25 protein-coding genes are annotated in these 24949 nt (G+C 69.1%); 14 read left to right on the top strand and 11 right to left on the bottom strand.

Annotated features, from left to right (window positions below):
• Positions 1–37: 37 nt before the first annotated feature.
• Positions 38–2404, bottom strand: coding sequence for a transglycosylase domain-containing protein (locus KD1_RS06165; protein WP_068399092.1), 2367 nt, complete (start codon positions 2402–2404; stop codon positions 38–40).
• A gap of 251 nt (positions 2405–2655) precedes the next feature.
• Between KD1_RS06165 and KD1_RS06160 the strand changes: the two genes are divergently transcribed.
• Positions 2656–2985 carry a WhiB family transcriptional regulator gene (locus KD1_RS06160; RefSeq protein WP_068399089.1) on the top strand — a complete coding sequence of 110 codons (330 nt, stop codon included), beginning with the start codon at positions 2656–2658 and terminating at the stop codon, positions 2983–2985.
• 9 nt (positions 2986–2994) lie between these two features.
• On the opposite strand, the gene bagB is transcribed toward KD1_RS06160, so the two are convergent.
• Both bagB and bagA read right to left on the bottom strand, forming a co-directional pair.
• Positions 2995–4191, bottom strand: coding sequence for an ArsA family ATPase (gene bagB / locus KD1_RS06155; RefSeq protein ID WP_068399086.1), 1197 nt, complete (start codon positions 4189–4191; stop codon positions 2995–2997).
• The gene (gene bagA / locus KD1_RS06150) at positions 4188–5192 is read right to left on the bottom strand and encodes an ATPase BagA (RefSeq protein WP_068399161.1); all 1005 of its coding nucleotides are present in this window, start codon (positions 5190–5192) and stop codon (positions 4188–4190) included. Before bagA ends, bagB begins: the two co-directional genes overlap by 4 nt.
• 51 nt (positions 5193–5243) lie before the next feature.
• Between bagA and sp36 the strand changes: the two genes are divergently transcribed.
• Genes sp36 through KD1_RS06130 form a run of 4 tightly spaced genes read left to right on the top strand, consistent with a single transcriptional unit; the run spans position 5244 to position 7553 of the window.
• The gene (sp36, locus tag KD1_RS06145; protein ID WP_157073202.1) at positions 5244–5405 is read left to right on the top strand and encodes a Sp36 family protein; all 162 of its coding nucleotides are present in this window, start codon (positions 5244–5246) and stop codon (positions 5403–5405) included.
• Positions 5405–5878 (top strand): RidA family protein, encoded by a 474-nt coding sequence (locus KD1_RS06140; protein ID WP_068399074.1) that lies wholly within the window; start codon positions 5405–5407, stop codon positions 5876–5878. Before sp36 ends, KD1_RS06140 begins: the two co-directional genes overlap by 1 nt.
• Positions 5875–6711, top strand: a complete 837-nt coding sequence (locus KD1_RS06135; protein WP_068399072.1) for an NUDIX hydrolase — start codon at positions 5875–5877, stop codon at positions 6709–6711. Before KD1_RS06140 ends, KD1_RS06135 begins: the two co-directional genes overlap by 4 nt.
• Before the next feature lie 8 nt (positions 6712–6719).
• The gene (locus KD1_RS06130; protein ID WP_245627297.1) at positions 6720–7553 is read left to right on the top strand and encodes an MBL fold metallo-hydrolase; all 834 of its coding nucleotides are present in this window, start codon (positions 6720–6722) and stop codon (positions 7551–7553) included.
• A 6-nt stretch (positions 7554–7559) separates the two neighbouring features.
• On the opposite strand, the gene KD1_RS06125 is transcribed toward KD1_RS06130, so the two are convergent.
• A complete protein-coding gene (locus KD1_RS06125; RefSeq protein ID WP_068399070.1) occupies positions 7560–8237 on the bottom strand; it encodes a Crp/Fnr family transcriptional regulator in 678 nt (225 codons plus the stop codon).
• 49 nt (positions 8238–8286) lie between these two features.
• Here KD1_RS06125 and nth point away from each other — a divergent pair, with 49 nt between their 5' ends.
• Genes nth through KD1_RS06110 form a run of 3 tightly spaced genes read left to right on the top strand, consistent with a single transcriptional unit; the run spans position 8287 to position 10978 of the window.
• Positions 8287–9051: an endonuclease III gene (gene nth / locus KD1_RS06120; RefSeq protein ID WP_068399067.1), complete on the top strand. Its 765-nt coding sequence runs from the start codon at positions 8287–8289 to the stop codon at positions 9049–9051.
• A gap of 8 nt (positions 9052–9059) precedes the next feature.
• Positions 9060–9743, top strand: coding sequence for an NUDIX hydrolase (locus KD1_RS06115; protein ID WP_068399143.1), 684 nt, complete (start codon positions 9060–9062; stop codon positions 9741–9743).
• Complete coding sequence (locus KD1_RS06110) at positions 9743–10978, top strand: MarP family serine protease (protein WP_068399061.1); 1236 nt, start codon at positions 9743–9745, stop codon at positions 10976–10978. The genes KD1_RS06115 and KD1_RS06110 overlap by 1 nt, the downstream gene beginning before the upstream one ends.
• A gap of 21 nt (positions 10979–10999) precedes the next feature.
• Here the strand turns inward: KD1_RS06110 and KD1_RS06105 are convergent, their stop codons facing one another.
• Entirely contained in the window at positions 11000–11425 is a 426-nt protein-coding gene (locus tag KD1_RS06105; RefSeq protein WP_068399057.1) for a phage holin family protein, read from the bottom strand.
• 229 nt (positions 11426–11654) lie between these two features.
• Between KD1_RS06105 and KD1_RS06100 the strand changes: the two genes are divergently transcribed.
• Entirely contained in the window at positions 11655–12494 is an 840-nt protein-coding gene (locus tag KD1_RS06100) for a glycerophosphodiester phosphodiesterase family protein (RefSeq protein ID WP_068399054.1), read from the top strand.
• 7 nt (positions 12495–12501) lie between these two features.
• On the opposite strand, the gene acs is transcribed toward KD1_RS06100, so the two are convergent.
• The 3 genes from acs to KD1_RS06085 all read right to left on the bottom strand — a co-directional run bounded on the left by acs (position 12502) and on the right by KD1_RS06085 (position 16531).
• Positions 12502–14451 carry an acetate--CoA ligase gene (gene acs / locus KD1_RS06095; RefSeq protein WP_068399049.1) on the bottom strand — a complete coding sequence of 650 codons (1950 nt, stop codon included), beginning with the start codon at positions 14449–14451 and terminating at the stop codon, positions 12502–12504.
• A gap of 76 nt (positions 14452–14527) precedes the next feature.
• Complete coding sequence (locus KD1_RS06090; RefSeq protein ID WP_068399047.1) at positions 14528–16192, bottom strand: monocarboxylic acid transporter; 1665 nt, start codon at positions 16190–16192, stop codon at positions 14528–14530.
• A 3-nt stretch (positions 16193–16195) separates the two neighbouring features.
• Positions 16196–16531, bottom strand: coding sequence for a DUF485 domain-containing protein (locus KD1_RS06085; protein ID WP_068399044.1), 336 nt, complete (start codon positions 16529–16531; stop codon positions 16196–16198).
• Positions 16532–16768: 237 nt separating this feature from the next.
• Here KD1_RS06085 and KD1_RS06080 point away from each other — a divergent pair, with 237 nt between their 5' ends.
• The 5 genes from KD1_RS06080 (at position 16769) to KD1_RS06060 (ending at position 22500) form a co-directional block, all read left to right on the top strand.
• Positions 16769–17671 (top strand): LysR family transcriptional regulator, encoded by a 903-nt coding sequence (locus KD1_RS06080; protein WP_068399041.1) that lies wholly within the window; start codon positions 16769–16771, stop codon positions 17669–17671.
• A 103-nt stretch (positions 17672–17774) separates the two neighbouring features.
• Complete coding sequence (locus tag KD1_RS06075) at positions 17775–18869, top strand: hypothetical protein (RefSeq protein ID WP_068399034.1); 1095 nt, start codon at positions 17775–17777, stop codon at positions 18867–18869.
• Between the two features lie 46 nt (positions 18870–18915).
• Complete coding sequence (locus tag KD1_RS06070) at positions 18916–20193, top strand: toxic anion resistance protein (RefSeq protein ID WP_068399031.1); 1278 nt, start codon at positions 18916–18918, stop codon at positions 20191–20193.
• Positions 20194–20222: 29 nt separating this feature from the next.
• Positions 20223–21857: a substrate-binding and vWA domain-containing protein gene (locus KD1_RS06065; protein ID WP_068399028.1), complete on the top strand. Its 1635-nt coding sequence runs from the start codon at positions 20223–20225 to the stop codon at positions 21855–21857.
• A gap of 19 nt (positions 21858–21876) precedes the next feature.
• Complete coding sequence (locus KD1_RS06060) at positions 21877–22500, top strand: hypothetical protein (protein ID WP_068399022.1); 624 nt, start codon at positions 21877–21879, stop codon at positions 22498–22500.
• A gap of 17 nt (positions 22501–22517) precedes the next feature.
• On the opposite strand, the gene KD1_RS06055 is transcribed toward KD1_RS06060, so the two are convergent.
• The 3 genes from KD1_RS06055 to KD1_RS06045 all read right to left on the bottom strand — a co-directional run.
• Complete coding sequence (locus KD1_RS06055; RefSeq protein ID WP_068399021.1) at positions 22518–24095, bottom strand: sodium/solute symporter; 1578 nt, start codon at positions 24093–24095, stop codon at positions 22518–22520.
• Positions 24092–24448, bottom strand: coding sequence for a hypothetical protein (locus KD1_RS06050; RefSeq protein WP_157073201.1), 357 nt, complete (start codon positions 24446–24448; stop codon positions 24092–24094). The genes KD1_RS06055 and KD1_RS06050 overlap by 4 nt, the downstream gene beginning before the upstream one ends.
• Before the next feature lie 23 nt (positions 24449–24471).
• Positions 24472–24949 (bottom strand): LytTR family DNA-binding domain-containing protein (locus tag KD1_RS06045; protein ID WP_169795349.1); only part of this gene is annotated, 478 nt, incomplete at its 5' end.

Genomic DNA, 24949 nt, shown 5'->3' with positions numbered 1-24949 from the left:
CCCAGCGGCCCATTCGTTGCTCCTCACTGCGGCGCGATCACGGCCCGGAGGACAGGTGGATGACCACCCGGGTGCCACGCGGCGCCTGCCCCTGCGGCTCGGTGTACGACACCTGCCCGGCCGGGGCGACCTGGCTGCGCGTGGTGGCGCCGACGACCGGCTCGAACCCGGCGGCCTGCAGCGTCGAGATCGCCTGCTGCTCGGTCATCATGCCGGTTGGCGGGATCGCGGTGATGGGTCCGGTGCCGAGCTTGGGGGTCGCGTTGTTCTCGTTGGCCTTGGTGCTGCCGGACGCCTTGCCGACGACGTTCCCGCCGAAGTCGAGCATCTTCAGACCCTTGTGCTCCTGGTCCATGATCGACTTCCACAACGGAGCGGCGATCGTGCCACCGAACACCTTCGGGTAGAACTGACCGCCGATCGAGATGTTCTCCATCGGCTTGTTGATCATCGGGTTGCCGACGAACACGGCCGTCGAGTACTGCGGCGTCGTGCCTACGAACCACGACTGCACGTGCGAGTCGGTCGTACCGGTCTTGCCGGCCGCCATCCGTCCGCCGGCCAACCTGGCGTTCGTCGCGGTGCCGTTGCCCCCGATGCTCTCGAGGGGACCGCGCAGCATCTCGGCCACGTCGCGGGCCACCGAGGTCTTGAGCGCGCGGGTGCAGTCCGGCTCGCCCTTGTAGACGACCTTGCCCTTGTTGTTGGTGATCTCGGCGATCGGGTTCGGAGTGCAGTACATCCCGTCGGCGCCGAACGTCGCGTACGAGGCGGCCACGGTCAGCGGCGGGGCGGTGTCCGCGCCGAGGACGATGGCGGCGATGTCCTTGCCGTACTCCTCACCGGTGCCGTTGCGCAGGCCCATTTTCGTCATCAGGGCGTGGATGTCGCAGGACCCGGATTCCTTGGCCAACTGCACGGTGGCGGTGTTGACCGACTCGGTGATGAGCTTCTGCAGCGGGATCTGGCCGCTGTAGAACGCGTCGTTGCGGACCTTCCACGGCGCCACGGTCGTGCATGGCTTCTGGAAGTCATCGGCGTAGAACGTGGCCGGGTTGACCGTGTCGGCGGTCGGCGCGAGCACGGTGCTGGAGCGGGACCTCCCCTTCTCGAGTGCCTCCGCCAGGGTGTACGGCTTGGCCGTCGATCCGATCGCGAAGCCGGCGGTGCCACCGTAGGCCTGTGGCACCGTCCACGACTGCTCGGAGTAGGTGCTCGAGGCCTTCTTCAGCCCCGTCTTGTACTGCGAGGTCTGCACGATGGCCTTGACGGCGCCAGTGCCCGGCTCGACGGTGGCCATGGCCGCCCCGACACCGCTGGCGTCGCCGTTGGGCACCTTCGAGGTCAGCGTCCGGTAGATCTGCTTCTGCCATCGCGTGTCGACGGTGGTCTTGATCTTCAGCCCGGCGGTGTTGATGGTGCGCATACGTGCGTCGGGGTTCTCACCGAGCACCCCGAGCTTCGGGTCGGTCTTGAGGAAGTCGATGACGTAGTTGCACACGTAGGGCTCGGGCGACTTCGCGCAGGTGCCGCTGGCCCGGGTGCTGATCTTGAGCAGGCTCTTCATCGGCTTGGCCTTGGCCGCCGCCGCCGCCTCCGGCGTGATCATGCCGAGCTCGAGCATCCGGTCGAGCACGAGGTTGCGACGCTCCGTGGCGCGTTGGGGATTGTTGCGCGGGTCCGCGGTACCAGGGTTCTGCACGACCCCGGCCAGCGTGGCGGCACGCGAGAGATCGAGGTCCTTGGCCGACATCGAGAAGTAGTGCTTGCTGGCGGCCTCGACGCCGTAGGCGAGGTCACCGTAGTAGGCCAGGTTGAGGTAGCCCTCGAGGATCTGGTTCTTGCTCATCGTCTTCTCGACGTTGAGCGCGTACTTCAATTCCTGCAGCTTGCGCGAGTACGACACGGCCACGGCCTGGTTGGCGGCCTGCTTGTCACCGTCGCGCAGGGCCTTCTCGAGGAGCATGAGCTTGACGTACTGCTGCGTGATCGACGATCCACCTTGGGAGACACCGCCGCCGGCGACGTTGGTGGCCAGGGCGCGTGCGGTGCCGCGGACGTCGATGCCACCGTGCTCGTAGAAGCGCGAGTCCTCGATCGCGATCTGGGCCTTGCGCATGATGGGCGCGACGTCCTGCAGCTTGACGATCTCCCGGTTGGCGTCGTATGGCGTCGCCAACACCGTGCCGTCGGCGGAGGTGATCTGCGAGGGCCGGGCCAGGTCGATGGGGGAGAAGTCCTCGGGCAGGTCCTGGAAGGCCTGAACGGTACCCTTCGTGGCCTGCCCCACGGCACCCGTGGCGGGGAGCATGATGCCGGCGGCCAGGATGCCCATGCCGACGGCGATGGCGACGAAGGCCGCCAACAGGCTCACGACGTGGGGCATCTGGGATTTCGCGCGCATGCGCCACAGGGTAACGGCGGATCCTGACAACCTTTGGGAGAAGTGCCGGGTCGGCCATTGTGTCCACCCGCAAGGATCGAAGTTGCCGTATTGTAACCGGGGATGTCCGATTCGGGGACTTTGGTTGCCCAAACCGGCCCCGAAATTTCAGATTTTGGTCACCCTGGCCTATTGCCAGAGATGACGGCCCTTGTAAGATCTGAACAAGGAGCCGCTGCAACGGCTTTCGACACTCGAGTTGGAGGTCGTTGATGACCCTCAGTCCGATCACACCGACGCCACCCGCTTGGGCGAGCGACTGGGCCACTCGTGGCCGGTGCGCACACGCCGACCCGGAGGCACTGTTCGTCAAGGGCAAGGATCAGCGAACCGCCAAGGTCATCTGCCAGAGCTGCCCGGTCGTGGCAGAGTGCCTGGCCGATGCCCTCGATCACCGCACCGAGTTCGGGGTGTGGGGCGGCATGACCGAACGGGAGCGCCGTGCACTGCTGCGCCGCAATCCGCACGTCTCGTCGTGGGCGGCACTCTTCCAGCGCGCACGCGCCGATGAGGCGGCCGCGGCGCACCGCCTGATGGCGTAGCCGCCATCCTCACGACCTGACGCTCACCCCAACGCCGGACGCCGCGCCGGCGAGAGCGGCACCGACCTCGCGCAGGTCGGCCAGGTCGTGCACATCACGCGCGGCGGCCGGGACCATGGCCACCGGAATCCCCGGATGGCCCACCCGGAACCGCTGCACCACACTGAGGTGGCGCTCGGCCAGTTGCGCGACCTCGGCGTGCACCCGCAGCAGTGACGCCGACAGGCGAGCGGTGCGTGACGGAGTCTCGCTCTCGAGCCGTTCCGCCCCGTCCAGTGCGCGGGCCGAGTTCAGCCCGGGCGCCTGCACGCGCTGCATGCGATTGACGATCAGCCCGGCCAGGGGCATCTGGTCGACGCCCAACCGCTGCACGAAGAACGACGCCTCGCGCATCGCATCCTGCTCGGGTGCGGCCACGACGACGAACACGGTCTCGTCGTCCTTGAGCAGCGCGTAGGTACGGTCGGCCCGCTCCCGGAACCCGCCGAACATCGTGTCGAGCGCCGCGACGAAGGACTGCACGTCGGTGAGCAGGTCACCGCCGAGGACCTTCGTCATCGTCGCGATCGCCACCCCGGCACCGAGCATGCGCATCCCCACCTTGGAGCCGATTCGCGCGGGCGCCATGAGCAGGCGGATGAACCGCCCGTCGAGGAACGACGAGAGCCGGTTCGGGGCATCCAGGAAGTCCAGCGCCGAACGCGACGGCGGGGTGTCGACGATGATGAGGTCCCAACGGCCCTCCGCCTCCGACTCCCGGCGCAACTGGCCCAGTTTCTCCATGGCCATGTACTCCTGCGTCCCGGCGAACGACGAGGACAGCGCCTGGTAGAACGGGTTGGCCAGGATCTGGGCGGCCTTCTCGGGGGTCGAGTGCGCCTCGACGACCTCGTCGAAGGTGCGCTTCATGTCGAGCATCATCGCGTCCAGCGACCCGCCCGACTCGGCGAGAATGCCGCTGACCGGGCGTGGGGTGTTGTCCAGACTCTCCAAACCCAGGGCCTGGGCCAGCCGTCGCGCGGGGTCGATGGTCAGCACGACCACGCGCCGACCGCGCTCCGCGGCGCGCACGCCGATCGAGGCCGCCATCGTGGTCTTGCCGACCCCACCCGAGCCGCAGCACACGACGATCCGTCGATCGGGGTTGTCGATGACCTCGTCGATGAGGAGCATCGTGTCGTCCCCGGAGCGGTCTCGCGGGCTCATGCGGTCATCCCCTGTTCCTCGATGGCGTCGGCCAGCACACCCAACCCGCCACCGGAGACCCCCAGCGGCAGATGCGGCACCCGGATCGTGGGCCGGTCCTGGGCGGCGATGATGGCCTCCTGCTCCTCCTGAAGTTCCATGCGTTCTTCATGTTCGACGGCCTCCTCGATAAGCCCGTCGACGATGGCGTCGCCCGCGGGCAGCCCCATCAGCGTCAGGTCGCCGTTGAGCGCCTCGCGCAGCGTGTCCGTGCGCGCCCGAACCCGCCGAAGGTGACCGCTGGTGACGTGGTGGTCGCGCACGAGGTTGACGACGATCGACCCCAGTCGCAGGCCGCCGCCCTCCAGTTCGGTGATCGCCTCGATGGTCTCCTGGACGGGCATCTCCTCGAGCAGGGTGACCAGGTGCACGGCCGTGGTCTGACTGGTCAGCATCTGGTTGACCGAGGCAGCCTGGCGGGCGATGGGCCCGACTCGCGCGACGTCCGAGACCCCCTCGCCGACGCCCATGAACCGCACGATCCGGCCGGTGGGCGGAGCGTCGAGCACTACGGCGTCGTAGACCGGCACCTCGCGCTTGTTGACCTTCTGCGTCCGACCGACCGCCTCGTAGATCTTGCCGATGAGCAACAGGTCGCGCACCCCCGGCGCGATCGTGGTGGCGAAGTCGATGGCACCGATCTTCTCGAGCACGGTTCCGGCGGGCCCGAGGCGGTAGAAGAGCTTGAGGTACTCGAGCAGTGCGGCCTTGGCGTCGACGGCGATGCCATACACCTCACCGCCGGACGGGTCGGTCAGGACGAGTTGTTCCTCGGGCGCGAGCGGGTTGACGTCCAGGACACTGGCGATGCCCTGCCGGCCCTCGACCTCGGCCAGCAGCACCCGCTTGCCCTGACGGGCCAGGGCGATCGCCAAGGCGCAGGCGACCGTCGTCTTGCCGGTGCCGCCCTTTCCGCTGATGACGTGCAGACGTGGGGCTGTGGAGGGATGCGCGCGTGCCACGTGGGTCACCCTATGTCCTCATCGGCCGTGATCATCAGTAGTCTGCGCTGCATGACTACGACGTGGGAATACGCGACGGTGCCGCTCATCGTCCATGCCACCAAGCAGATCCTCGATCAGTGGGGCGCCGACGGCTGGGAACTCGTGCAGGTCGTGCCCGGTCCCGACGGCCAGAGCCTGGTCGCCTACCTCAAGCGTCCGAAGGCGTCCTGATGTCGCGCGTCGAATCCCGGTTGGCCGAACTCGGCCTGGCCCTGCCCGAGGTGGCCTCGCCGCTGGCCGCCTACGTCCCGGCGGTGCTCGACGGTGATCTGTGCTTCACCTCGGGTCAGCTGCCGCTCGTCGACGGGGCGCTGCCGCGCTCCGGCAAGGTCGGCGAGGCCAGCGAGTGCGTGCGCCCGGCCGACGCGAAGCAGCTCGCGGCCACGTGCGCGCTGAACGCGATCGCGGCCGTCAAGTCCGTCGTCGGTGACCTCGACCGCGTCACCCGCGTGGTCAAGGTCGTCGGCTTCGTCGCCTCCGACCCGTCGTTCACGGGGCAGCCCGACGTCATCAACGGCGCCTCCGAGCTCATCGGAGAGGTGTTCGGCGACCGCGGTGCGCACGCTCGCTCCGCGGTCGGCGTGGCCGTGCTGCCGATCGACGCTCCGGTCGAGGTTGAGCTGATCGTGCGCGTGGCGTCATGAGCCCGATCCAGGACCAGCCGGTTCCCGGCCGTCTGGGCGACTTCGCCCAGGAGTACCTGGCCAACCCCGCGGTCGCGGCGACCCCGAAGAACGCCGCCACGGTCATGTTCGTGCGCGACCGTGACGACGCCTCCGGTGTCGAGGTGTTCATGCTCAAGCGAGTGGCCTCCATGGCGTTCGCGCCCTCGACGTTCGTCTTCCCCGGCGGCGGCACCGACCAGCGTGACGCTGCGGAGGACCTGCCCTGGGCCGGACCCGACGCGGCCGTCTGGGCGGAGCGTTTCGGCACCGACGAGGGCACCGCGCGCATGCTCGTGGCCACCGCGGTGCGCGAGGTGTTCGAGGAGTGTGGTGTGCTGCTGGCCGCTCCCGGCGCCCACGACGACCTCGTCACCCCGGCGGGGGAGAACTGGGAGCGGTACCGCGCCCAACTCATCGCCCACGAGACCGCCCTGCACGACGTGCTTCTCGCCGAGGGCCTCGTGCTGCGCTCCGATCTGTTGACCTACCGGGCGTTCTGGACGACGCCGGTGTTCGAGCCGAAGCGCTACGCCACGCGGTTCTTCATCGCGACCGTGCCGGCCGGGCAGGACCTCGACGGGGCCACGACCGAGGCCGAGACCTCCGGGTGGTACGTGCCGAGCGAGTTGCTGCAGCAGAGCCGCGACGGTGAGGTGCTCATGCTGCCGCCGACGATCCACTCCCTCGAGCAGTTGGCCGAGGCCACCTCGGCGCAGGGCGCGTTGACCGCGTCGTACGCGATCAAGCACGTCATGCCCGAACTCGTCGAGACCGAGGACGGCCTGCGGCTGCGGGTCGACCTGCCCGATTGAGCGGCGCCGTGCACCCCAACACCGCGCAGCCGGCCCCCTCGGCGGCCATCGGCGACTGGACCGGTGGCCAGATCACCGAGCACGCCCACTGCCTGCTGCAGGGCAACCCCGGGCCGATGACCCTGGACGGCACGAACACCTGGGTGCTCCTGGCCCCCGGTGCCAGTGAGGCCATCGTCATCGACCCCGGTGAGGACGAGCGGGCCCACCAGCAGCGGATCGTCGATCACGTCACCGCGCTCGGGGCCCGGGTCGGGCAGATCGTGCTCAGCCACGGCCACTTCGACCACTCCGGTGGCGTGCCCAACCTCGTCGAGTTGACCGGGGCACCGGTGCGGGCGGTCGGCCGCGGTCACGACGACATCGGTGACGGAGACCGGATCCTCGCGCCCGGGATCGAGTTGCGGGCGGTCACGACGCCCGGCCATACGACCGACTCCGTCAGTTTCGTGCTCGAGGCCGACCATGCCCTGTTCTCGGGCGACACCGTCCTCGGGCGCGGCACGACGGTCGTGGCGCACCCGGACGGGGATCTCGAGCACTACCTGGCCTCGCTCGACCGGCTGCACGAGTTGACCGGGCGTGGGCCGGTGACGTCGATCCTGCCCGGTCACGGGCCGACGATCTTCGAGGCCGAGGCGATGGTGGCGTTCTACCGCGTGCACCGCGACGAACGGTTGCAGCAGGTGCGCGACGCGCTCGCCGGCGGCGCCCGCGGGCTGGAGGCCGTGCTCGCGATCGTCTACCACGACGTGCCGCCGCAGGTGCTCCCGGCCGCACGGCTCTCGCTCATGGCCCAGTTGACCTACCTCAAGGCGCGCGGCGTCGAGACCGGCGAATAGCGCGGCTCAGCGGGCGCGGCGCTGCAGCCGCTCGACGTCGGTGAGCAGCACCGCGCGCGCCTCGAGCTTGAGCCACCCGCGGGTGGCGAAGTCGGCCAGCGCCTTGTTCACCGTCTCGCGCGATGCGCCGACGAGCTGGGCGAGTTCTTCCTGGGTGAGGTCGTGGGAGACTAGGATCCCGCCCTCGGAGGGACGACCGAACCGCTGGGAGAGCTCGAGCAGGGCCTTGGCGACCCGGCCGGGGACGTCGGTGAACACGAGGTCGGCGCGGGACTCGTTCGTGCGACGCAGTCGGGTGGCCAGCGCCGACATCAGCGTCATCGCCACCCGCGGCGAGGCGGTGATCAGCCCGTGGAGCTGCTCGTGACCGAGGGCGACGAGCTGGGTCTCGGCCACCGCCGTGGCCGTGGCCGTGCGCGGGCCGCGGTCGAACAACGACAACTCGCCGAGCAGTTCTCCGGGACCGAGCACGGAGATGAGGTTCTCGCGACCGTCGACGCTGGAGCGACCGAGCTTGATCTTGCCCTCGGTGATGACATAGAGGTGGTCGCCCTCGTCGCCCTCGCGGAAGAGCACGTCTCCGCGCTCCATGTGCAGCGGGGTCATCAGGGACAGCAGTTCGCGTGCCGAGGCTTCATCCAGGGCAGAGAACAGCGGTGCACGGCGCACGACATCGAGATCCACATGGGCATCCTAGTCAATGCCGCCACGGCGCCACGCCTACTCTGGTGGGGTGTCCACCTCCGAAGTCGAGTCACCGCTGGCATTGAAGCGGCGTGCCCGCCGGATGTACCGCACCCTGCACGACCTGTACCCCTACGCGCACGCCGAGCTCGATTTCCGCAATCCGTTCGAGCTGCTCATCGCTACCGTGCTCTCGGCGCAGACCACGGACGTCACCGTCAACAAGGTCACGCCCGAACTCTTCGCCCGGTGGCCGGATGCCGCGTCGTTGGCCCAGGCCGACCGGAGCGAGGTCGAGCAGGTCATCACCCCGACCGGATTCTTCCGCGCCAAGACGGAGTCGGTGCTCGCGCTCTCGGCGGACCTCGTCGAGCGGTTCGACGGGCAGGTGCCGGGCCGGCTCGAGGATCTGGTGACGCTGCACGGGGTGGGGCGCAAGACGGCCAACGTCGTGCTCGGCAACGCGTTCGGCGTGCCGGGAATCACCGTCGACACCCACTTCGGTCGGCTCGTACGCCGCTTCGGCTGGACCGCCGAGACCGACCCGGTCAAGGTCGAGCACGCGGTCGGGGCGTTGTTCGAGAAGCGAGACTGGACGATGCTCAGCCACGTGCTGATCTTCCACGGGCGCCGCCTGTGTCACGCCCGTCGCCCCGCGTGTGGGGTGTGCCCGGTGGCGCAGTGGTGCCCGTCCTACGGTGAGGGCCCGACCGACCCGGTGGTCGCCGCGACGCTCCTCAAGTTCGAGATGGCGCCCGGCCGCGAGCGAGCCTGGCCGTGGGACCGGTCCGATCAACCGCAGGTGGAGGGGTGAACGATCACATGAGTGCGCCGCAGCCGCCGGACTGGCTCGGGCGGATCAGGTCGGCCTTCGACGCCGACCCGCCGAAGTGGTTCCGCGACTTCGTGCCGCCGCCGGGGCCGGCCCGCCAATCGGCTGTGCTCATGCTTTTCGGAGCACGGACGGGGCCACTGGGTCAGACCAGCGCGGTCGACGTCGTGCTCACCGAACGCACGCCACACCTTCGGTCGCACGCCGGTCAGGTCTCGCTGCCCGGCGGGCGTATCGACCCCGGCGACGACGGCCCGATCGGAGCGGCGTTGCGCGAGACCCACGAGGAGGTCGGGATCGAGGCCCATGACATCTCCGTGGTCGACACCCTCGATCCGTTGTTCCTCTTCCCCAGCCAGAACGCGGTGACACCGGTGCTCGGCTGGTGGTTGCGACCGACGCCGCTGGAGGTCATCAACCCGTTCGAGGTGGCGCGGGTCGCCCGCGCCGACATCGACGAACTGCGTGATCCGGCGAACCGGTTCACCGTGGTCGGGCCCAGTGGGTACCGCGGCCCCGGTTTCGAGGTCGAGGGCCTGTTCGTGTGGGGCTTCACCGCCATGCTGCTCTCCGAGGTCCTCGGCCTCGCCGGGCTGACCCGCCCCTGGGACGACCAGGTCGAACGGCCGTTGCCCGCCGTCCAACTGGAGCGGATCTGGCGCGGGCGTAGTTGATGGACTCTCCGGGCGCGATGGTCGATGCGGTTCTGCTGGTCGTGATCCTGGGCCAGACGTATCTGAGCTGGCGTCGCGGCGTGCTCGCCACGGTGGGGGCGATGGTGGGATTGTTCGTCGGCGGGGTGCTCGGGTTCGTCGCCACCGGGCTGATCTCGTTCGAGCCCCTGCTGTGGTCGCGGACCCCGATGCTCGTCGCCGTGGTGCCGGTGCTCATCATTGCGCTGTCTGCGGCGGTGGGGCAGCGCATCGGCCTGGTGCTCGGCCAGGGCGTAGCCGCTGCGGTGTCGGCCCGCGGGTCGGCCCAGGCCCGTCGAGCGGGTCCGGCGTCAGGCCCACCTCGGCCGCGACGACCGTGGCGGCTGCTCGGTGCGCTGACCGGTTTCACCCTGACCTGCACGGCGGTGTGGACCCTGATCCCGGCCCTGCGCGGGATCGGGTACGGGCCGCTGACGAACGAGGTCGCGCACTCGGAGGTGATCGCGCGCATCGACGCGGCGATGCCCCCGCCGGCGCGCAGCCTGGCCGCGCCGCTGTACGTCTGGATCGACACGGCGAAGAGTTGGCAGGTGCTGCCGAACGCCCCGGTCGCCGCCCCGAGCGGACGTCTCGCCGGCAACGCCGACCTCGAGCGGGCCGCATCCTCGGTGGTGAAGATCCGCTCGGTGAGTGAGCAGTGCGGCCGCGGTCGGGAGGGCAGCGGGTGGGTCGTGTCCGGCGACCGGGTCGTGACGAATGCCCATGTCGTGGCCGGCGCCACCCGCGTGGCGGTGCAGACGAGACACGGCGACGGCTGGATGGCGACCGTTGTGGCCTTCGACCCGGGCGCCGACGTCGCGGTGCTCGCGGTGCCGGGGATCGACGCTCCGGTGCTGCGTTCGGGGCCGACCCTGCGCCGTGGCGACGACGCGGCCGTGGCGGGCTACCCCCTCGACGGTCCAAACGCCCTCGACCCCGCGCGGGTGCGCAGCCGGACCACCGTCACCTCGGCGAACATCTATGGCCGGGGGCGGCACGAGCGTGACGTGTACACGCTGCAGGCCAACGTGCAGCAGGGCAACTCCGGCGGGCCGCTGCTCGACCCGCGTGGCCGGGCGGTCGGCATGGTCTACGCCAAGTCGGCGAACGAGGCGAAGGTCGGGTACGCCCTGTCGCTGGCCGAGGTGGAGACGGTGCTGCACCCGACCGAGCGTGGCGCCGCCGCGGTCAGCACCGGGGCCTGCACCAACCGGTGAGGTCGGCCGCCCCGGCGAGGCTCAGCCGGCCGACTTCAGGACCGCGATGGTGTCCTGGGCCTCCTTGATCGCCTTCGTCGGCACCGGCTTGGCCTTCTTCAGCGACTTCACACCCAGCAGGCCGAGCACGGCGGCGATGACGAACAGCAACCCGGCGACAATGAGGTAGCCGGCCCACACCGGCAGCCACACCGCGATCAGCCAGGCCATGAAGTGGAAGAAGAGCACCAGCCCCAGAAGGCCGACGAACGCCGCTCCGACCAGCAGCCCGACACCGGTGCCGGCGATCTTCGCGCCGCTGGTGACCTCGGCCTTGGCCAACGCGATCTCGCCGCGGACGATCGTCGAGATGTCGTGGGTGGCGTCGGCGACGAGTTGGCCGATGGTGCGTTCGGGGTTGAACGGCTCGGCCGCCGGCGCGGTGGCGTCGCTGGGGGAGTGGCTCATGGGAACTCCTCGGTGAGGACTGGCTGGCTGGGCGCCAGCCTATCCCGACCGGGGGTGTCAAGCCCGGAGCGTCGTTCGGGAACCTGCGACGGACACGCAACGGGAGGGTGGCGCGCAGGTGAACGGAGGTGTCCGGCGGTCGTCCGACGGTTGAAGAGCCGGTGAACATCGATCCGTGGCGCGCCGCCGTGGCGCGCAGCACCGCTCCGGCAGGCGGAGACTGGGAAGCATGGCAGGTGGAACCCCTGACTCCCAGGTGACCGAGCGCAGTCGCCCCGCATCGGCCCTCGTCTACGGGCGCGAGCCCGGTCCCTACGCCATCGCCCACCGCGGTGGCATCGCGCTCGGCCCGGAGAACACCCTGGCGGCGTTCGGTCGCAGCCTCGCCCTGGGTCTGCGGTACATCGAGACCGACGTCAAGCTCACCGCGGACGGTCAGTTGGTGTGCTTCCACGACGACACCCTCGACCGGGCCACGGACACCACCGGGCGGATCGGTGCGCTGACCCTTGCGCAACTGCGTTCGGTGCGCGTCGCCGGGCTCGAGCCGATCCCCACCCTCCAGGCGGCCCTCGACGCCTTCCCCGAGGCGATGTTCATGATCGACCTCAAGGACCACGCCGCGATCGCCCCCATGGCCCGGCTGTTGCAGCGCCGGGACTACGCCGAGCGGGTGTGTGTCGCCGGCGCCTGGGACGGCTGGCTCGAACAACTCGCCTCGCAGTGCCCCGGTCTGCAGACGGCCCTCGGGTGGCGCCGGCTCACGACGCTGATCGCCGCCTCGAAGCTGCGGGCCATCGTGCCCAGCGCGGTCGCGACGCACGGCCGCTTTGCGCATGTGCCGATCTCGCTCGGGCAGGTGCCGATCTTCACCGGCGGGCTGGTTCGGCGGGCGCATCGACTCGGCATTCGCGTCATCGTGTGGACCGTCGACGACCCCGACCTCATGCACCGACTGCTCGACGCCGGTGTCGACGGGATCATCACCGACCGACCCGACGTGCTGCGCTCCGTGTTGGTCGCACGGGGGGCCTGGGCCCCGATGCGCAGCACGCCGGTCGGCGGTTGACGGCTCGTTAGTTGCCCAGCCCGGCCTGGATGACGTTCATCACCGAACTGTCGGCCAGCGTGGTGGCGTCGCCGACCTCCCGGCCCTCGGCCAGGTCACGCAGCAGGCGGCGCATGATCTTGCCCGAACGGGTCTTCGGCAGCTCGGGCACGACCATGATCGTGCGCGGCTTGGCGATCGGGCCGATCTCCTTGGCGACGTGGGCGCGCAGTTCCTCGACGATGGCGGTGTTGTCGTCACCCTCGTGCGAGGCACCCTGACGCAGGATGACGAACGCGACGACGGCCTGACCGGTGGTCTCGTCGGTGGCCCCGACCACCGCCGCCTCGGCGACCCGGTCGTGCAGGACGAGCGCGGACTCGATCTCCGCCGTGGACAGTCGGTGACCGGAGACGTTCATCACGTCGTCGACGCGGCCGAGGATCCAGATGTTGCCCTTCTCGTCGTACTTCGCGCCGTCGCCGGCGAAGTAGTACTTCGGGCCGAAACGCGACCAGTACGTCTCGCGGTACCGGTCGTCGTCGCCCCACACGGTGCGCAGCATCGAGGGCCACGGCTTCGTCAGCACGAGGTACCCGACGGACTCGGGGTCGTGCGTCGGTGTGCCCTCGTCGTCGAGGATCTCGGCGCTGACCCCGGGGATCGGGCGCTGCGCCGATCCGGGTTCGAGCGTCGTCACACCCGGCAGCGGCGAGATCATGATCGCGCCGGTCTCGGTCTGCCACCACGTGTCGACGACCGGAGCGGTGCCGGCGCCGATGTACTCGCGGTACCAGCGCCACGCCTCGGGGTTGATCGGCTCGCCGACCGACCCGAGCACCCGGATCGAGGAGAGGTCGTACTTCTCCGGGATCTCGTGACCCCACTTCATGCACGTGCGGATCGCCGTGGGGGCGGTGTAGAGGATCGTCACCTTGTACTTCTCGACGATCTCCCACCAGCGGCCGTTGTGCGGGGTGTCCGGCGTGCCCTCGTAGACGACCTGCGTCGCTCCGTTGGCCAACGGTCCGTAGACGATGTAGCTGTGCCCGGTCACCCAGCCGATGTCGGCGGTGCACCAGTACACGTCAGTCTCGGGGTGGAGGTCGTGGACGATCGAGTTCGTGTACGCCGACTGCAGGAGGTACCCGCCCGTGGTGTGCAGGATGCCCTTGGGCCGCCCGGTCGTGCCCGAGGTGTAGAGGATGAACAGCGGGTGCTCGGCGTCCATGGGCTGCGGGGTGTGCGTGTCGGCGGCCGTCTCGACGGTTTCGTGCCACCACAGGTCGCGCTCGTTCCACGCCACCTCGCCGCCGGTGCGGCGCACGACGAGCACGTGCTCGACCGACTCGACTCCGTTCAGGGCCTGGTCGACGGCGGGCTTGAGCGGCAGGGCCTTGCCGCGCCGGTACTGACCGTCCGCGGTGATGACGACCTTGGCGGCGGCGTCCTCGATCCGGGCCTTGAGCGCCTCCGAGGAGAAACCGCCGAAGACGAGGCTGTGCGGAGCGCCGATGCGCGCGCAGGCGAGCATCGCCACGATGGCCTCGGGGATCATCGGCAGGTAGATCGCCACCCGGTCGCCGGCGGTGACGCCGAGGGACTCCAGGGTGTTGGCGGCCTGGCTGACCTCGCGCTGCAGGTCGGCGTAGGTCAGCGCGCGCGAGCCGAAGTCGTCGCCGCCCTCGGCCTCGAAGTGGATCGCCACGCGGTCGCCGTTGCCGGCCTCGACGTGGCGGTCGACGCAGTTGTAGGCGACGTTGAGTTGCCCGCCGACGAACCACTTCGCGAACGGCGCGTTGCTCCAGTCGAGGGTTTGGTCGAAGTCCTTGGCCCAGGTGAGGCGCTCGCGGGCCTGGCGGGCCCAGAAGCCCTCGAAGTCGGCGTCAGCCTGCGCATACAGGTCGGCGGTGCCGTTGGCGTGGGCGGAGAACGCAGGGCTGGGGGCGAGATCGTCGGGGGTGGTCTGGTCGGTCACGGTTCCTCCTTGAGCGTGCTGTCCCGTCAGGTGGGCCACGCTACTCGCGTGGCCCACCTGAGCGGCTGGGGGGATGTCAGTGGTCGATGGCCTTGGCGACGCCGTGACCGGTCAGCGAACGGACCTCCATCTCGGCGTACTTGCCGGCGTCGTGCTCCGTGCTCAGCTTCGAGCCGAGGTAGCCGAGCAGGAAGCCGAGCGGAATCGAGATCAGGCCGGGGTTCTCGAGCGGGAACCAGGCGAAGTCGACACCCTGCAGCATCGACGCGCTGCGCCCGGTCAGCGGGTCGACCGGCTTGCCGGAGACGACCGGGCTGAAGAAGATCAACCCGACCGCGGAGATCAGACCGCCGTAGATGGACCACAGCGCGCCCTGGGTGTTGAAGCCCTTCCAGAACAGCGAGTAGAGGATCGTCGGCAGGTTGGCGCTGGCCGCCACGGCGAAGGCGAGGGCCACGAGGAAGGCGATGTTCTGGTCCTTGGCGAGCATGCCGCCGAGGATCGCGATGGCGCCACCGGCGAGCGCGGCCCAGCGGGCCACCTTGACCTCCTGCTCGGGGGTGGCCTTGCCGTGCTTGAACACGTGGTTGTACAGGTCGTGGGCGAACGTGGCGGAGGTGGTGATGGTCAGACCCGCGACGACGGCCAGGATCGTCGCGAAGGCGATGCCCGAGACGATGCCGAGCAACGGCGATCCGCCCAGTTCGAACGCGAGCAGCGGGGCCGCGGCGTTGGCCTTGCCCGGGGCCGCGCCGATCTTCTCCGGTCCGACCAGGGCGCCGGCACCGTACCCGATGACGAGGGTGAGCAGGTAGAAGCCGCCGATGAGCCAGATGGCCCACTCCACGGACTTGCGGGCCTGCTTGCTCGTCGGCACGGTGTAGAAGCGCTGGAGCACGTGCGGCAGGCCGGCCGTGCCGAGTACGAGCGCCAGGGCCAGGGAGATGAAGTCGATCTTCGTGGTCGTCGTCAGGCCGTACTTCAGACCCGGCGCGAGGAGCTTCTCACCGGCCTTGGGGTTGGCGTCGACCGCGCCCTGCAGCAGGCTGGAGAAGTTGAAGCCGAAGTGGCCCAGCGCCCAGAGCGTCATGACGGCGGCCGCGGCGATGAGGAGCACCGCCTTGATCATCTGCACCCAGGTGGTGCCCTTCATGCCGCCGATCATGACGTAGGCGACCATGACGACGCCGACGATGGCGATGACGATGTTCTGCGCGGCGGCGCCGGAGACGCCGAGCAGCAGGGAGACCAGGCCACCGGCGCCGGCCATCTGGGCCAGCAGGTAGAAGAACGACACGGCCAGCGCGGAACTCGCCGCTGCCATGCGCACCGGCCGCTGCTTGAGGCGGTAGGAGAGGACGTCGGCCATGGTGAAGCGGCCGGTGTTGCGCATCAACTCGGCCACGAGCAGCAGGGCCACGAGCCAGGCCACGAGGAAGCCGATCGAGTAGAGGAAGCCGTCGTACCCCTGGAGGGCGATGGCTCCGGCGATGCCGAGGAACGACGCCGCCGAAAGGTAGTCACCGGCGATGGCGAGGCCGTTCTGACGGCCCGAGAACGACGCTCCGCCGGTGTACATGTGCCCGGCGGTCTTCGAGCCGCTGCGCGAGACGTAGATGACGATGCCCAGGGTGATGGCGACGAATCCGATGAAGATCGAGATGTTCAGTGCCGGGGACCCGACGGTGGTGGCGGCCGGAACCATCGCCGGGATCGCGGTGAGGGAGGTCAACAGGCTCATGGGTCAGTGCTCCTTCACGCCGTCGAGCTGGGCGCCGATCGCGTCGGCGCGCGGGTCGAACTCCCGGCTGGCCCAGCGGGAGTAGATGAGGGTGATGGCGAAGGTCGTGACGAACTGACCCAGCCCCATGAGCAGGCCGATGTTGACGTTGCCCCAGACCTTCGTGCCCATGAAGCTGGGCGCGAAGATCGACAGGAGCACGTAGAGGGCGTACCAGGCCAGGAAGAAGGCGGTGGTCGGGAAGACGAAGCCGCGGAACCGGCGACGGAGGTCCTGGAACTCCGTCGATCTCTGCACTTCCAGGTAGGCGTCTTGCGCGGGTGTGGGTTGGCTGGACACGAGTGTCAGGCACCTCCAGGTCCGGGGGCGGGCATCGTTGCCCGCCGCGTCGAGGATCAGTGTGCGCTCCGTCACGAACCACTGAGGTGACGTACGTCAAGCAAATGTGGTGCGCGGTCGTCTCGTGCGCCGGACGGCGGGCGCGGCGCCGAACGGCTGCGCCCAGTGGCGGTCATCGTGCGGTCAACGGGTGGCGGTCGGTGGGAACTATGCTGCAGGCTGCGGAAGGGAGGCGCGGTGGACCTGCAGCACGTCAAGGCCTTCCTCATGCTCGCGGAGGAGCTGCACTTCGGTCGGGCGGCCGAACGTCTGCACATGGCGCAGCCGCCTTTGACGCGAACCATCCAGCAGCTTGAGCGGCATCTGGGGACCGCACTGTTCGAGCGGACGACGCGCCGCGTGGAGTTGACCCCTGCCGGGCAGGCGTTGTTGGCGCCGGCCAAGGAGATCGTGCGGGCCTTCGATCGGGCCGAGCAGGCGGTCGCCGCTGCCACGGATGGGCGAACCGGCCGGGTGAGCATCGGGTTCGGTGGCCCGGCATCGCACCACCTCATCGGCGAATTGGCGCGCGGCGTACGGCGTCGCCACCCCGGCATCGAACTCGACCTGACATCGGTGTTGTACGGCACCGAGGCCACCGACCAGATTCTGCGCGGCGAACTCGACATGGCCATCGTGCGCACCCGCGGCCCGGTCCCGGGGTTGGAGTCACGCGTCATCCAGAGCGAGCGGTACGTCGTGGCGGTCCCGGCGGGGCATTGGATCACCGAGATGCCCCAGGTGGACATGGCCGATCTGGCCGACGAACCGTGGATCACCCTGCCCGCGGCCAGCGGTTCGCTCGTGCGGGCGGCGCTGCTGGAGAAGGCGAGCGAGGCCGGGTTCTCCCCGCGGATCGTGCAGCAGGCCCTGGACTCCTGGACGATCATGGCGCTCGTCGGCGCCGGGGTGGGGATCACGTTGACGATCGACACCGCGCTCCCGGCCATCGTCGACGATTCCGTGCTCATCGTGCCCCTGCGCGGATCCGACCAACTGACGTACGCGAGTCTGGTCTGGCGCACCGACAACCGGAATCCGGCGTTGGCTCGGGTCATCGAGATCGCCGAGGCCCTGTTCGGGACCACGGCCCGCGGGTAGGCGTCGGCTGGATGAACGGCTGATGAACGGAACGACGGTTGTCGGTTGTTCGTCATAGGGTCAGCGGTGTGAGATCGGTCGGGCCGGAGACGGGGGAGCAAGCGTGAAGCGGACGGTGGGGATCGTGCTCGCGGTCCTGCTCGCGATCGGCGTGGTCGCGGCGGTGGTCATCGGCTCGGGCATGGTCGGTTTGGGCGGCGGGGTGGCCGGCCGTGACGTCGTCGTCGTGCGCGGCGTGATCGGCTCGGAGAAGAAGCCCTTCTTCGACGACCCCGAGGTCCAGCAGATCCTGCGCGACAACGGGTATGACGTTCAGGTCGAAACGGCCGGATCGCGGCAGATCGCCACGCTCGACAACCTCACCGACTACGACTTCGCCTTCCCCTCCTCGGCGCCGGCGGCCGAGCGCATCAAGCGGGCGAACAAGACCTCCGGTGCCTTCACCCCGTTCTCCTCGCCCATGGCGGTGGCGACGTACACGCCGATCGAGAAGGCGCTCAAGCCCACCGGCGTTCTCACGCGTGAGAACGGAGTGCTGATCTTCGACGTCGACAAGTACCTCAAGGCCGTCGACCAGGGCCTGCGGTGGGACAAGATCCCGAAGAACTCGACCTACCCGGCGAGCAAGTCCGTGCTGGTGACGACCTCCGACGTGCGCAAGTCGAACTCGGCGGCGATGTTCCTGTCGGTTGCGTCCTACGTCGCCAACGGCAACAACGTCGTCTCCTCGAAGGCGCAGGCCACGAAGGTCCTGCCGCAGATGACCCGGATCTTCCTCGACCAGGGCTACTCGGAGTCGAGCACCGAGGCGCCGTTCGAGGACTACCTCTCCCTGGGCAAGGGCAAGACGCCGATGGTGCTGGCCTACGAGGCGCAGTTCCTCGACCGGCAGATGCGCGGCGACGGTTCCATCACCGACGAGATGGTGCTGGCCTACCCCAAGCCGGAGGTCCTCTCCAAGCACACGGTGCTGGCGTTCAAGGACCCCGGCCGCGAGGTGGGCCGCCTGCTCTCCGAGGACCCGCAACTGCAGCGCCTCGCGGCGGTGCACGGTTTCCGGCCGCAGAGCCGGCAGGTCTTCACCGATGTGCTCAAGGAGCGGAAGGTGGCCGCACCGCCCGAGCTCGTCGACATCATCGAGCCGCCCGCCTACGAGATGCTCGAGGCGATGATCGTCGGCATCGAGAAGCAGTACTGACCCCAGCGATCGACCAGATCCACCCATCCGAACACGAGGGAGAGACATGACCGACCAGCCCCAGACCTCCGGTTCCCCGCTCGATCTGAACGCTCCGGCCGCGCCGGTCGCGGCTGCACCGCCGGCGCCCGAGGCCACGACCGATCTCGTGCTGACCCCGCCGTCGGCCGTGCCGGTGGTGCAGCCGCAGCAGGCGACGACGATGATGCCGTTGGACCCGGCCACCGCCCAGGCCCTGCAGTCCAAGGCCGACGCCTACGTGCAGTCGCTGGCGAACCTCGACCCGCGCGCCCCCGAGTTCGCCACGAAGATCCGCGATGTGACGCACATGGGTGACCAGGACGTCCGGGCCGCCTCGCAGGTCGCCAACCGCATGCTCGAGCGCCCGGTCAAGGCGCTGGAGGCTGCCAAGGGCCACGGTGGCAACCAGCCGCAGGAGAAGGTCGCCGACGGGCTGGTGGAGTTGCGCCGCACGATCGAGGACCTCGACCCCTCCCAGGTCGACAAGCCCGGCATCGGCCGGATGCTCAGCAAGCTGCCGTGGGGCAACTCGGTGCGCGACTACTTCGGCAAGTACGCCTCGGCGCAGACGCACCTCGACAAGATCATCAACTCCCTCCAGAACGGTCAGGAGGAGCTGCGCAAGGACAACGCCGCGATCGAGGGTGAGAAGGCCAACCTCTGGGCGACGATGCAGCGCCTGCAGGAGTACGCCGTGCTCACCGAGGCCCTCGACAACTCACTCGAACGCCACATCGACCAGGTGTCGCTCACCGACCAGACGAAGGCCGACCAGCTCAAGTCGGACATGCTGTTCGCGGTGCGTCAGAAGCACCAGGACCTGTTGACCCAACTGGCCGTCTCCGCGCAGGGCTACCTGGCGCTGGACATGATCCGCAAGAACAACAACGAACTCGTGCGCGGTGTCGAGCGGGCCACGACGACGACGGTCTCCGCATTGCGCACGGCGGTCGTCGTCGCGCAGGCACTGGCCAACCAGAAGCTCGTGCTCGACCAGATCACCGCGTTGAACACGACGACGAGCAACCTCATCGTGTCGACCTCGGAGATGCTCAAGCAGCAGACCGGGCAGATCCACGAGCAGGCGGCCAGCTCCATGGTCAGCATCGATGCGCTCAAGCAGTCGTTCGCCAACGTCTACGCCACGATGGACGCGATCGACACGTTCAAGATCCAGGCCGTCGACAACATGGCCCAGACCGTGACCACCCTGCAGACCGAACTGGGCAAGGCCAACGAGTACCTCGAGCGGGCCCAGAAGCAGCAGGAGATCGCCGACACGCAGTTCCGTCCGGGGCGCTGATCGGCATGGGTGGCGGGGGGAGGACCGGGGTGCGCCGCGCGCGGGCACTGATCGCCGGGCTCGTGTTCGTGGCCGTGACCATCACGGGATGTTCGTTCGGCACGACCACGGGAAACAGCAGTGGGAGCGGCTCCGGTGACGCCGTCGTGCTCAAGGTCATGGCCGGCTCGGAGGTCAAGGACCTGGAGCCGGTGCTGCAGCGGGCCAAGGAAGTGACCGGCGTCGAGGTCGCGGCCGACTACACCGGCACGTTGACCGGCGCCGAGCAGATCGCTGCCGGCCAGGCCGACGGCACCTACGACGCCGTCTGGTACTCCTCCAACCGCTACCTCTCCCTCCTCGAGGGCTCGTCATCGAGGCTGTCCACCCAGACCAAGACCATGGCCTCCCCGGTCGTGCTCGGGGTGCGGGAGTCGGTGGCCCGCAAACTCGGCTGGGACACGAAGGCGCCGACGTGGAAGGACATCACCACAGCGGTGAAGAACGGGTCACTGACGTACGGCATGACCGACCCGAGCGCGTCCAACTCGGGATTCTCGGCGCTGGTCGGGGTGGCCACGGCCCTCTCCGGTGGCGGGGCCGCGCTGACGCAGAAACAGGTCGACGCGGCGGCTCCGCAGCTGCGGGAGTTCTTCTCGGGTCAGAAGCTGACGTCCGGCTCCTCCGGATGGTTGGCCGACGCGTACGTCAACCAGCAGGGCACCGACCGGGTCGATGCGCTGATCAACTACGAATCGGTCATCCTCGAACTCAACCGCGGTGATCGACTGACGGAGAAGTTGCACGTGGTCATTCCCGCCGACGGCGTGGTGACGGCCGACTACCCGCTGACGCTGCTGCGCTCCGCCACCCAGGAGAAGAAGGACGCCTACACGCGGCTGACCGACTGGCTGCGCACCCCCGAGGCGCAGCAGTTGATCCAGGAGCAGACCGCCCGTCGCCCGGTGGTGCCCGGGGTCAAGCTCGACTCCCGATTCGGCACGACCGACCTCATCGAGTTGCCGTTCCCGAATCGCCGCGAGGTGGTCGACGGTCTGATCAACGCGTACATGCAGGATCTGCGTCGGCCGTCGCAGACCGTCTACGTGCTCGACGTCTCCGGTTCGATGAACTCCCGTGGCCGGCTCGATGAACTGAAGAAGGCGATGTCGTCCCTGACCGGGGCGCAGGGCCAGACCTCCCAGGGCGTCGACCGGTTCGCCACGTTCCGGGCGCGTGAGACGGTGATCCTCATGCCGTTCTCCAGCCGGCCCCAGACCCCGCAGACGTTCACGATCCCGACCAAGGGCGGCGAGAAGGTTCGCGGCCAGATCCAGGCCGCGATCGACGGGCTCACGGCGCAGGGTGACACGTCGATCTTCACCTCCGTCGAGGAGGCGTACCGAGTGCTGGAGCGCAGCACGGTCAGCAGCGACCAGGCGTTCAACTCGATCGTCGTCCTCACCGATGGGCAGAACACCTCGGGGCAGTCGTTCGGTGATCTCCAGGCCCACTACGAGTCGATGCCGAACGATCTCAAGGCCGTGCCGACGTTCAGCATCGTCTTCGGGGCCTCCGACCGTGGAGAACTGGAGCAACTGGCCGACCTGACCGGTGGACGGGTCTTCGACGCGACCTCGGGTGACCTGACTGCGGCGTTCCGCGAGATCCGCGGGTACCAGTGAGTGGCATGCTGGAAGGACCATGAACGCGTTCGTCAGATACCTCGGTTCGAACAAGAACATCGTCGGCGCCGCCGCGGCGCTGGCCGGTCTGGCCGTCACCGTGCCGACCGGCATCGCCGGGCCCCTGTGGCCGGTCGTCGTCGGTGGGCTGTACGGGATCGGTGCCCTGCTCACGCCCCGTGAGAAGGTGCACCTCACCATCGAGGGCAACGCCCAGGCGCAGGCCGAGGAGCTGCAGAAGGACCTGCGGGACCTGAAGTACAACATCGGCAAGAAGCGCAGCCGCCTACCGGCGGTGGCTGCGGCGTTGCTCGACGAGATCCTGCTCTCACTCGACGAGATCCTTGATCGGGCAGCGCAGCTTGCCTCCTCACCGGAGCAGTTGTTCGTCGTGGGACGGATGATCCGCGACTACATCCCCACCTCGCTGGAGTCGTACCTGAACCTGCCGACGCGGTATGCGACCAGTCACCGTGGGCCGGCGGGGAAGACCCCGCAGGAGGATCTCATCGAGCAGCTGCAACTGCTGCGCTCCGAGGTGGGCAAGGTGGCCGAGGCGGTGTACGCCGGGGATGCGCAGGCCCTGCGCAACCAGGGCCGGTTCCTGCAGGAGAAGTTCGGGTCGTCCGCGCTGGACCTCTGAGCCTTTGGCTCGACCGGTTACTTCGCCACCTCGTTACTTGCCACCTCGGGGCGCCCCGCCTCGGGCCGCCCCGCCACGTCGAGGTCAGGCACCGCACGGGGCTCGGGCGTGTGGAGTTGCCGCAGGATCTGCCGTGTGTGCGGTGGAATGCTGCCCGGGGTGAGCAGTGAGAGTGCCATGACCGTGGCGAACGACAGGGGCACCGACCACAGCGCCGGAGCGGACACGAGAGCCTCGAGCCAGCCGGGCATCGGAGGTTGGATGGCCTCCAGGACGCCCAGCAGCACGCCGACCGAAGCGCCGAAGATCAACCCGCCGATCGCGCCGACGCGGCTGAGGCGGCGCCACCAGATCCCCAGGATCAGCAGGGGCCCGAAGGTCGTCGACGCGATGCCGAAGGCGAGATTGACCGTGTCGAGCAACGGCAGGTTGCTCAGCGACAGGCTGATCGCCACCGGCACGACGACCGCGACGACGGTGGCCACCCGGAAGGTCTGGACCGGTTTGGTGTCGAAACCGGTCCATCGGTTCAGACGCCCCCGGAAGAAGTCCTGATCGAGCACACCGGCGATCGACACGACGAGGCCGGACGCCGTCGCGAGAAAGGCCGCGAACGCTCCTCCGGCCAGCAGGGCCGACAGGACGAGCGCCGGCCAGCCCTCGAGTCTGGCCATCGGCAGGTCGAGCACGACGTTCGACGACGTCTGCTGCCCACCGGCGTAGATGTGACCGAGCGCCCCGTAGATGGGGGCGATGAGATAGAACACGCCCAGCAGGGCCACGACGTTGACCGTCGTCTGCCGGGCCGACCGGCCGTCGGGGTTGGTGTAGAAGCGCACCAGCACATGCGGCAGGCCCATCGTGCCGAGCGCCAGTCCGATGAACGTCGACCACGTCGTGTAGATCGGCAGGCTGGTCGTCCCCTCCCAGACCTGCGGTTGGGCCCACTCGCTGGCCACCATGGGGCGACCGTCGTGGATCCACAGGCCCACCAGCACGACCGCGGGGATGGCCAGCGTGGCCAACTTCAGCCAGTACTGCATGGCCTGAACCCCCGTGATGGCGCTCATCCCGCCGGAGGCGACATTGACGAGCACGATGACGCCGACCACGGCCGGGCCGACCCACGGCGGCGCTCCGGTGACGTGCCTGAGCACATTGCCCGCCCCCTGCAGCAGGGGCACGAGATAGACCAGTCCCATGCCGATGACCAGCGAGGAGGCCAATGGCCGCACCAGACTGGTCTCCAACCGTCCGTGGGCGAAATCGGGCAGCGTGTACGCCCCGCTGCGTCGCAACGGGGCAGCGACGAGCATGAGGAGCACGACGTAGCCGGCCGTGTAGCCCAGCGGGAACCACAGCATGTCCGAGCCGCCGCGGTGGACGAACCCGGCCACCCCGAGGAACGACGCTCCGGAGAGATACTCACCGGCGATGGCGGAGGCGTTGCGACGCGAGGACACCGCGCGCCGGGCGACGTAGAAGTCGCTGGTCAGGCGAGAACTGCCGGTGCCTCGGGTGCCGAGGACGACGGTCACGACGCAGACGAGCAGGATCGACAGGGCGGACAGTGCGGTGCTGCCGGACAGGGTCACTGTCGGTGGTCCTCGATGACCTCGGCGTACTGATCCTCGATGCGCCCGGCCTGGCGGGCGAACTGGCGCGAGGCCCACCACATGAGCGGATAGGGCAACACCCCCAACAGGAACCAGGGCAACGGCACATGCGCCACGGTGACCTGCCCCAGGCGCGGCAGCAGGGTGAACAGCACCGGCAGCAGGGCGAACCCGACCAGCACACTGCTCAGCGCCGCCAGCGACAGCAGGAACTGCGCCCGCATCAGGCCGCCGACGTAGACCCGCCCAAGATCGGTCTGCTCCTCGACGTCGTAGCTCAGCGGCACGCGGCGGGGGCGCGCGGCCTGCCGGCGCGAGGACGTGACCCGCACGCGGGAAGGGTGCGAGGCCCCGGTCACCCGTCGGCCCGCCAGCCGGACGGGCCGGTCATCATGCGGTCCTTCAACTGGCGGGTGTGCCGCCGGGAGACCTGAAGCTCGCGACCGTCATCGACGACGACGGTGCACCGACCGTGCTCCATACGGACCTCGGTGATGTGCTGGGTCGAGACCAGCGTCGACCGGTGGATACGGACGAACCCGCTTGCGGCCCAGCGCTCCTCCAAGGTCACCAGGGGCACGCGAATGAGGTGGGAGCCCGAGGACGTGTGGAGCCGGGCGTAGTCGCCGTGAGCCTGGACGAAGCGAATGTCGCTGCGATTGATGAAGCGCGTCACGCCACCCAACTCCACCGGCACGGTTTCGTCGGCCGTCCCCGGCACGGCGGAGCTCGGTGCGGCCGGGTCGACCTGGCCCGCCGGGACCCGTTCGGCTCGGCTCCCGCCGTCAGTCCCGCCCGCGGACGGCGCTCCGTTCGTGGCGACCGCGGCGACC

This window comes from Kribbia dieselivorans NBRC 106261, assembly GCF_001552435.1.
GTDB lineage: Bacteria > Actinomycetota > Actinomycetes > Actinomycetales > Dermatophilaceae > Kribbia > Kribbia dieselivorans.
This window is presented reverse-complemented; position numbering and strand designations above follow the sequence as displayed.

Excerpts from the sequence above, each read along its gene's own strand:
- KD1_RS06105 (WP_068399057.1), bottom strand. The coding sequence starts at position 11,425 with ATGAGCCACTCCCCCAGCGACGCCACCGCGCCGGCGGCCGAGCCGTTC.
- KD1_RS06165 (WP_068399092.1), bottom strand. The coding sequence starts at position 2,404 with ATGCGCGCGAAATCCCAGATGCCCCACGTCGTGAGCCTGTTGGCGGCC.
- KD1_RS06135 (WP_068399072.1), top strand. The coding sequence starts at position 5,875 with ATGAGCCCGATCCAGGACCAGCCGGTTCCCGGCCGTCTGGGCGACTTC.
- KD1_RS06100 (WP_068399054.1), top strand. The coding sequence starts at position 11,655 with ATGGCAGGTGGAACCCCTGACTCCCAGGTGACCGAGCGCAGTCGCCCC.
- KD1_RS06110 (WP_068399061.1), top strand. The coding sequence starts at position 9,743 with ATGGACTCTCCGGGCGCGATGGTCGATGCGGTTCTGCTGGTCGTGATC.
- KD1_RS06115 (WP_068399143.1), top strand. The coding sequence starts at position 9,060 with ATGAGTGCGCCGCAGCCGCCGGACTGGCTCGGGCGGATCAGGTCGGCC.
- KD1_RS06160 (WP_068399089.1), top strand. The coding sequence starts at position 2,656 with ATGACCCTCAGTCCGATCACACCGACGCCACCCGCTTGGGCGAGCGAC.
- bagB (WP_068399086.1), bottom strand. The coding sequence starts at position 4,191 with ATGAGCCCGCGAGACCGCTCCGGGGACGACACGATGCTCCTCATCGAC.
- KD1_RS06090 (WP_068399047.1), bottom strand. The coding sequence starts at position 16,192 with ATGAGCCTGTTGACCTCCCTCACCGCGATCCCGGCGATGGTTCCGGCC.
- KD1_RS06140 (WP_068399074.1), top strand. The coding sequence starts at position 5,405 with ATGTCGCGCGTCGAATCCCGGTTGGCCGAACTCGGCCTGGCCCTGCCC.
- KD1_RS06070 (WP_068399031.1), top strand. The coding sequence starts at position 18,916 with ATGACCGACCAGCCCCAGACCTCCGGTTCCCCGCTCGATCTGAACGCT.
- sp36 (WP_157073202.1), top strand. The coding sequence starts at position 5,244 with ATGACTACGACGTGGGAATACGCGACGGTGCCGCTCATCGTCCATGCC.
- KD1_RS06060 (WP_068399022.1), top strand. The coding sequence starts at position 21,877 with ATGAACGCGTTCGTCAGATACCTCGGTTCGAACAAGAACATCGTCGGC.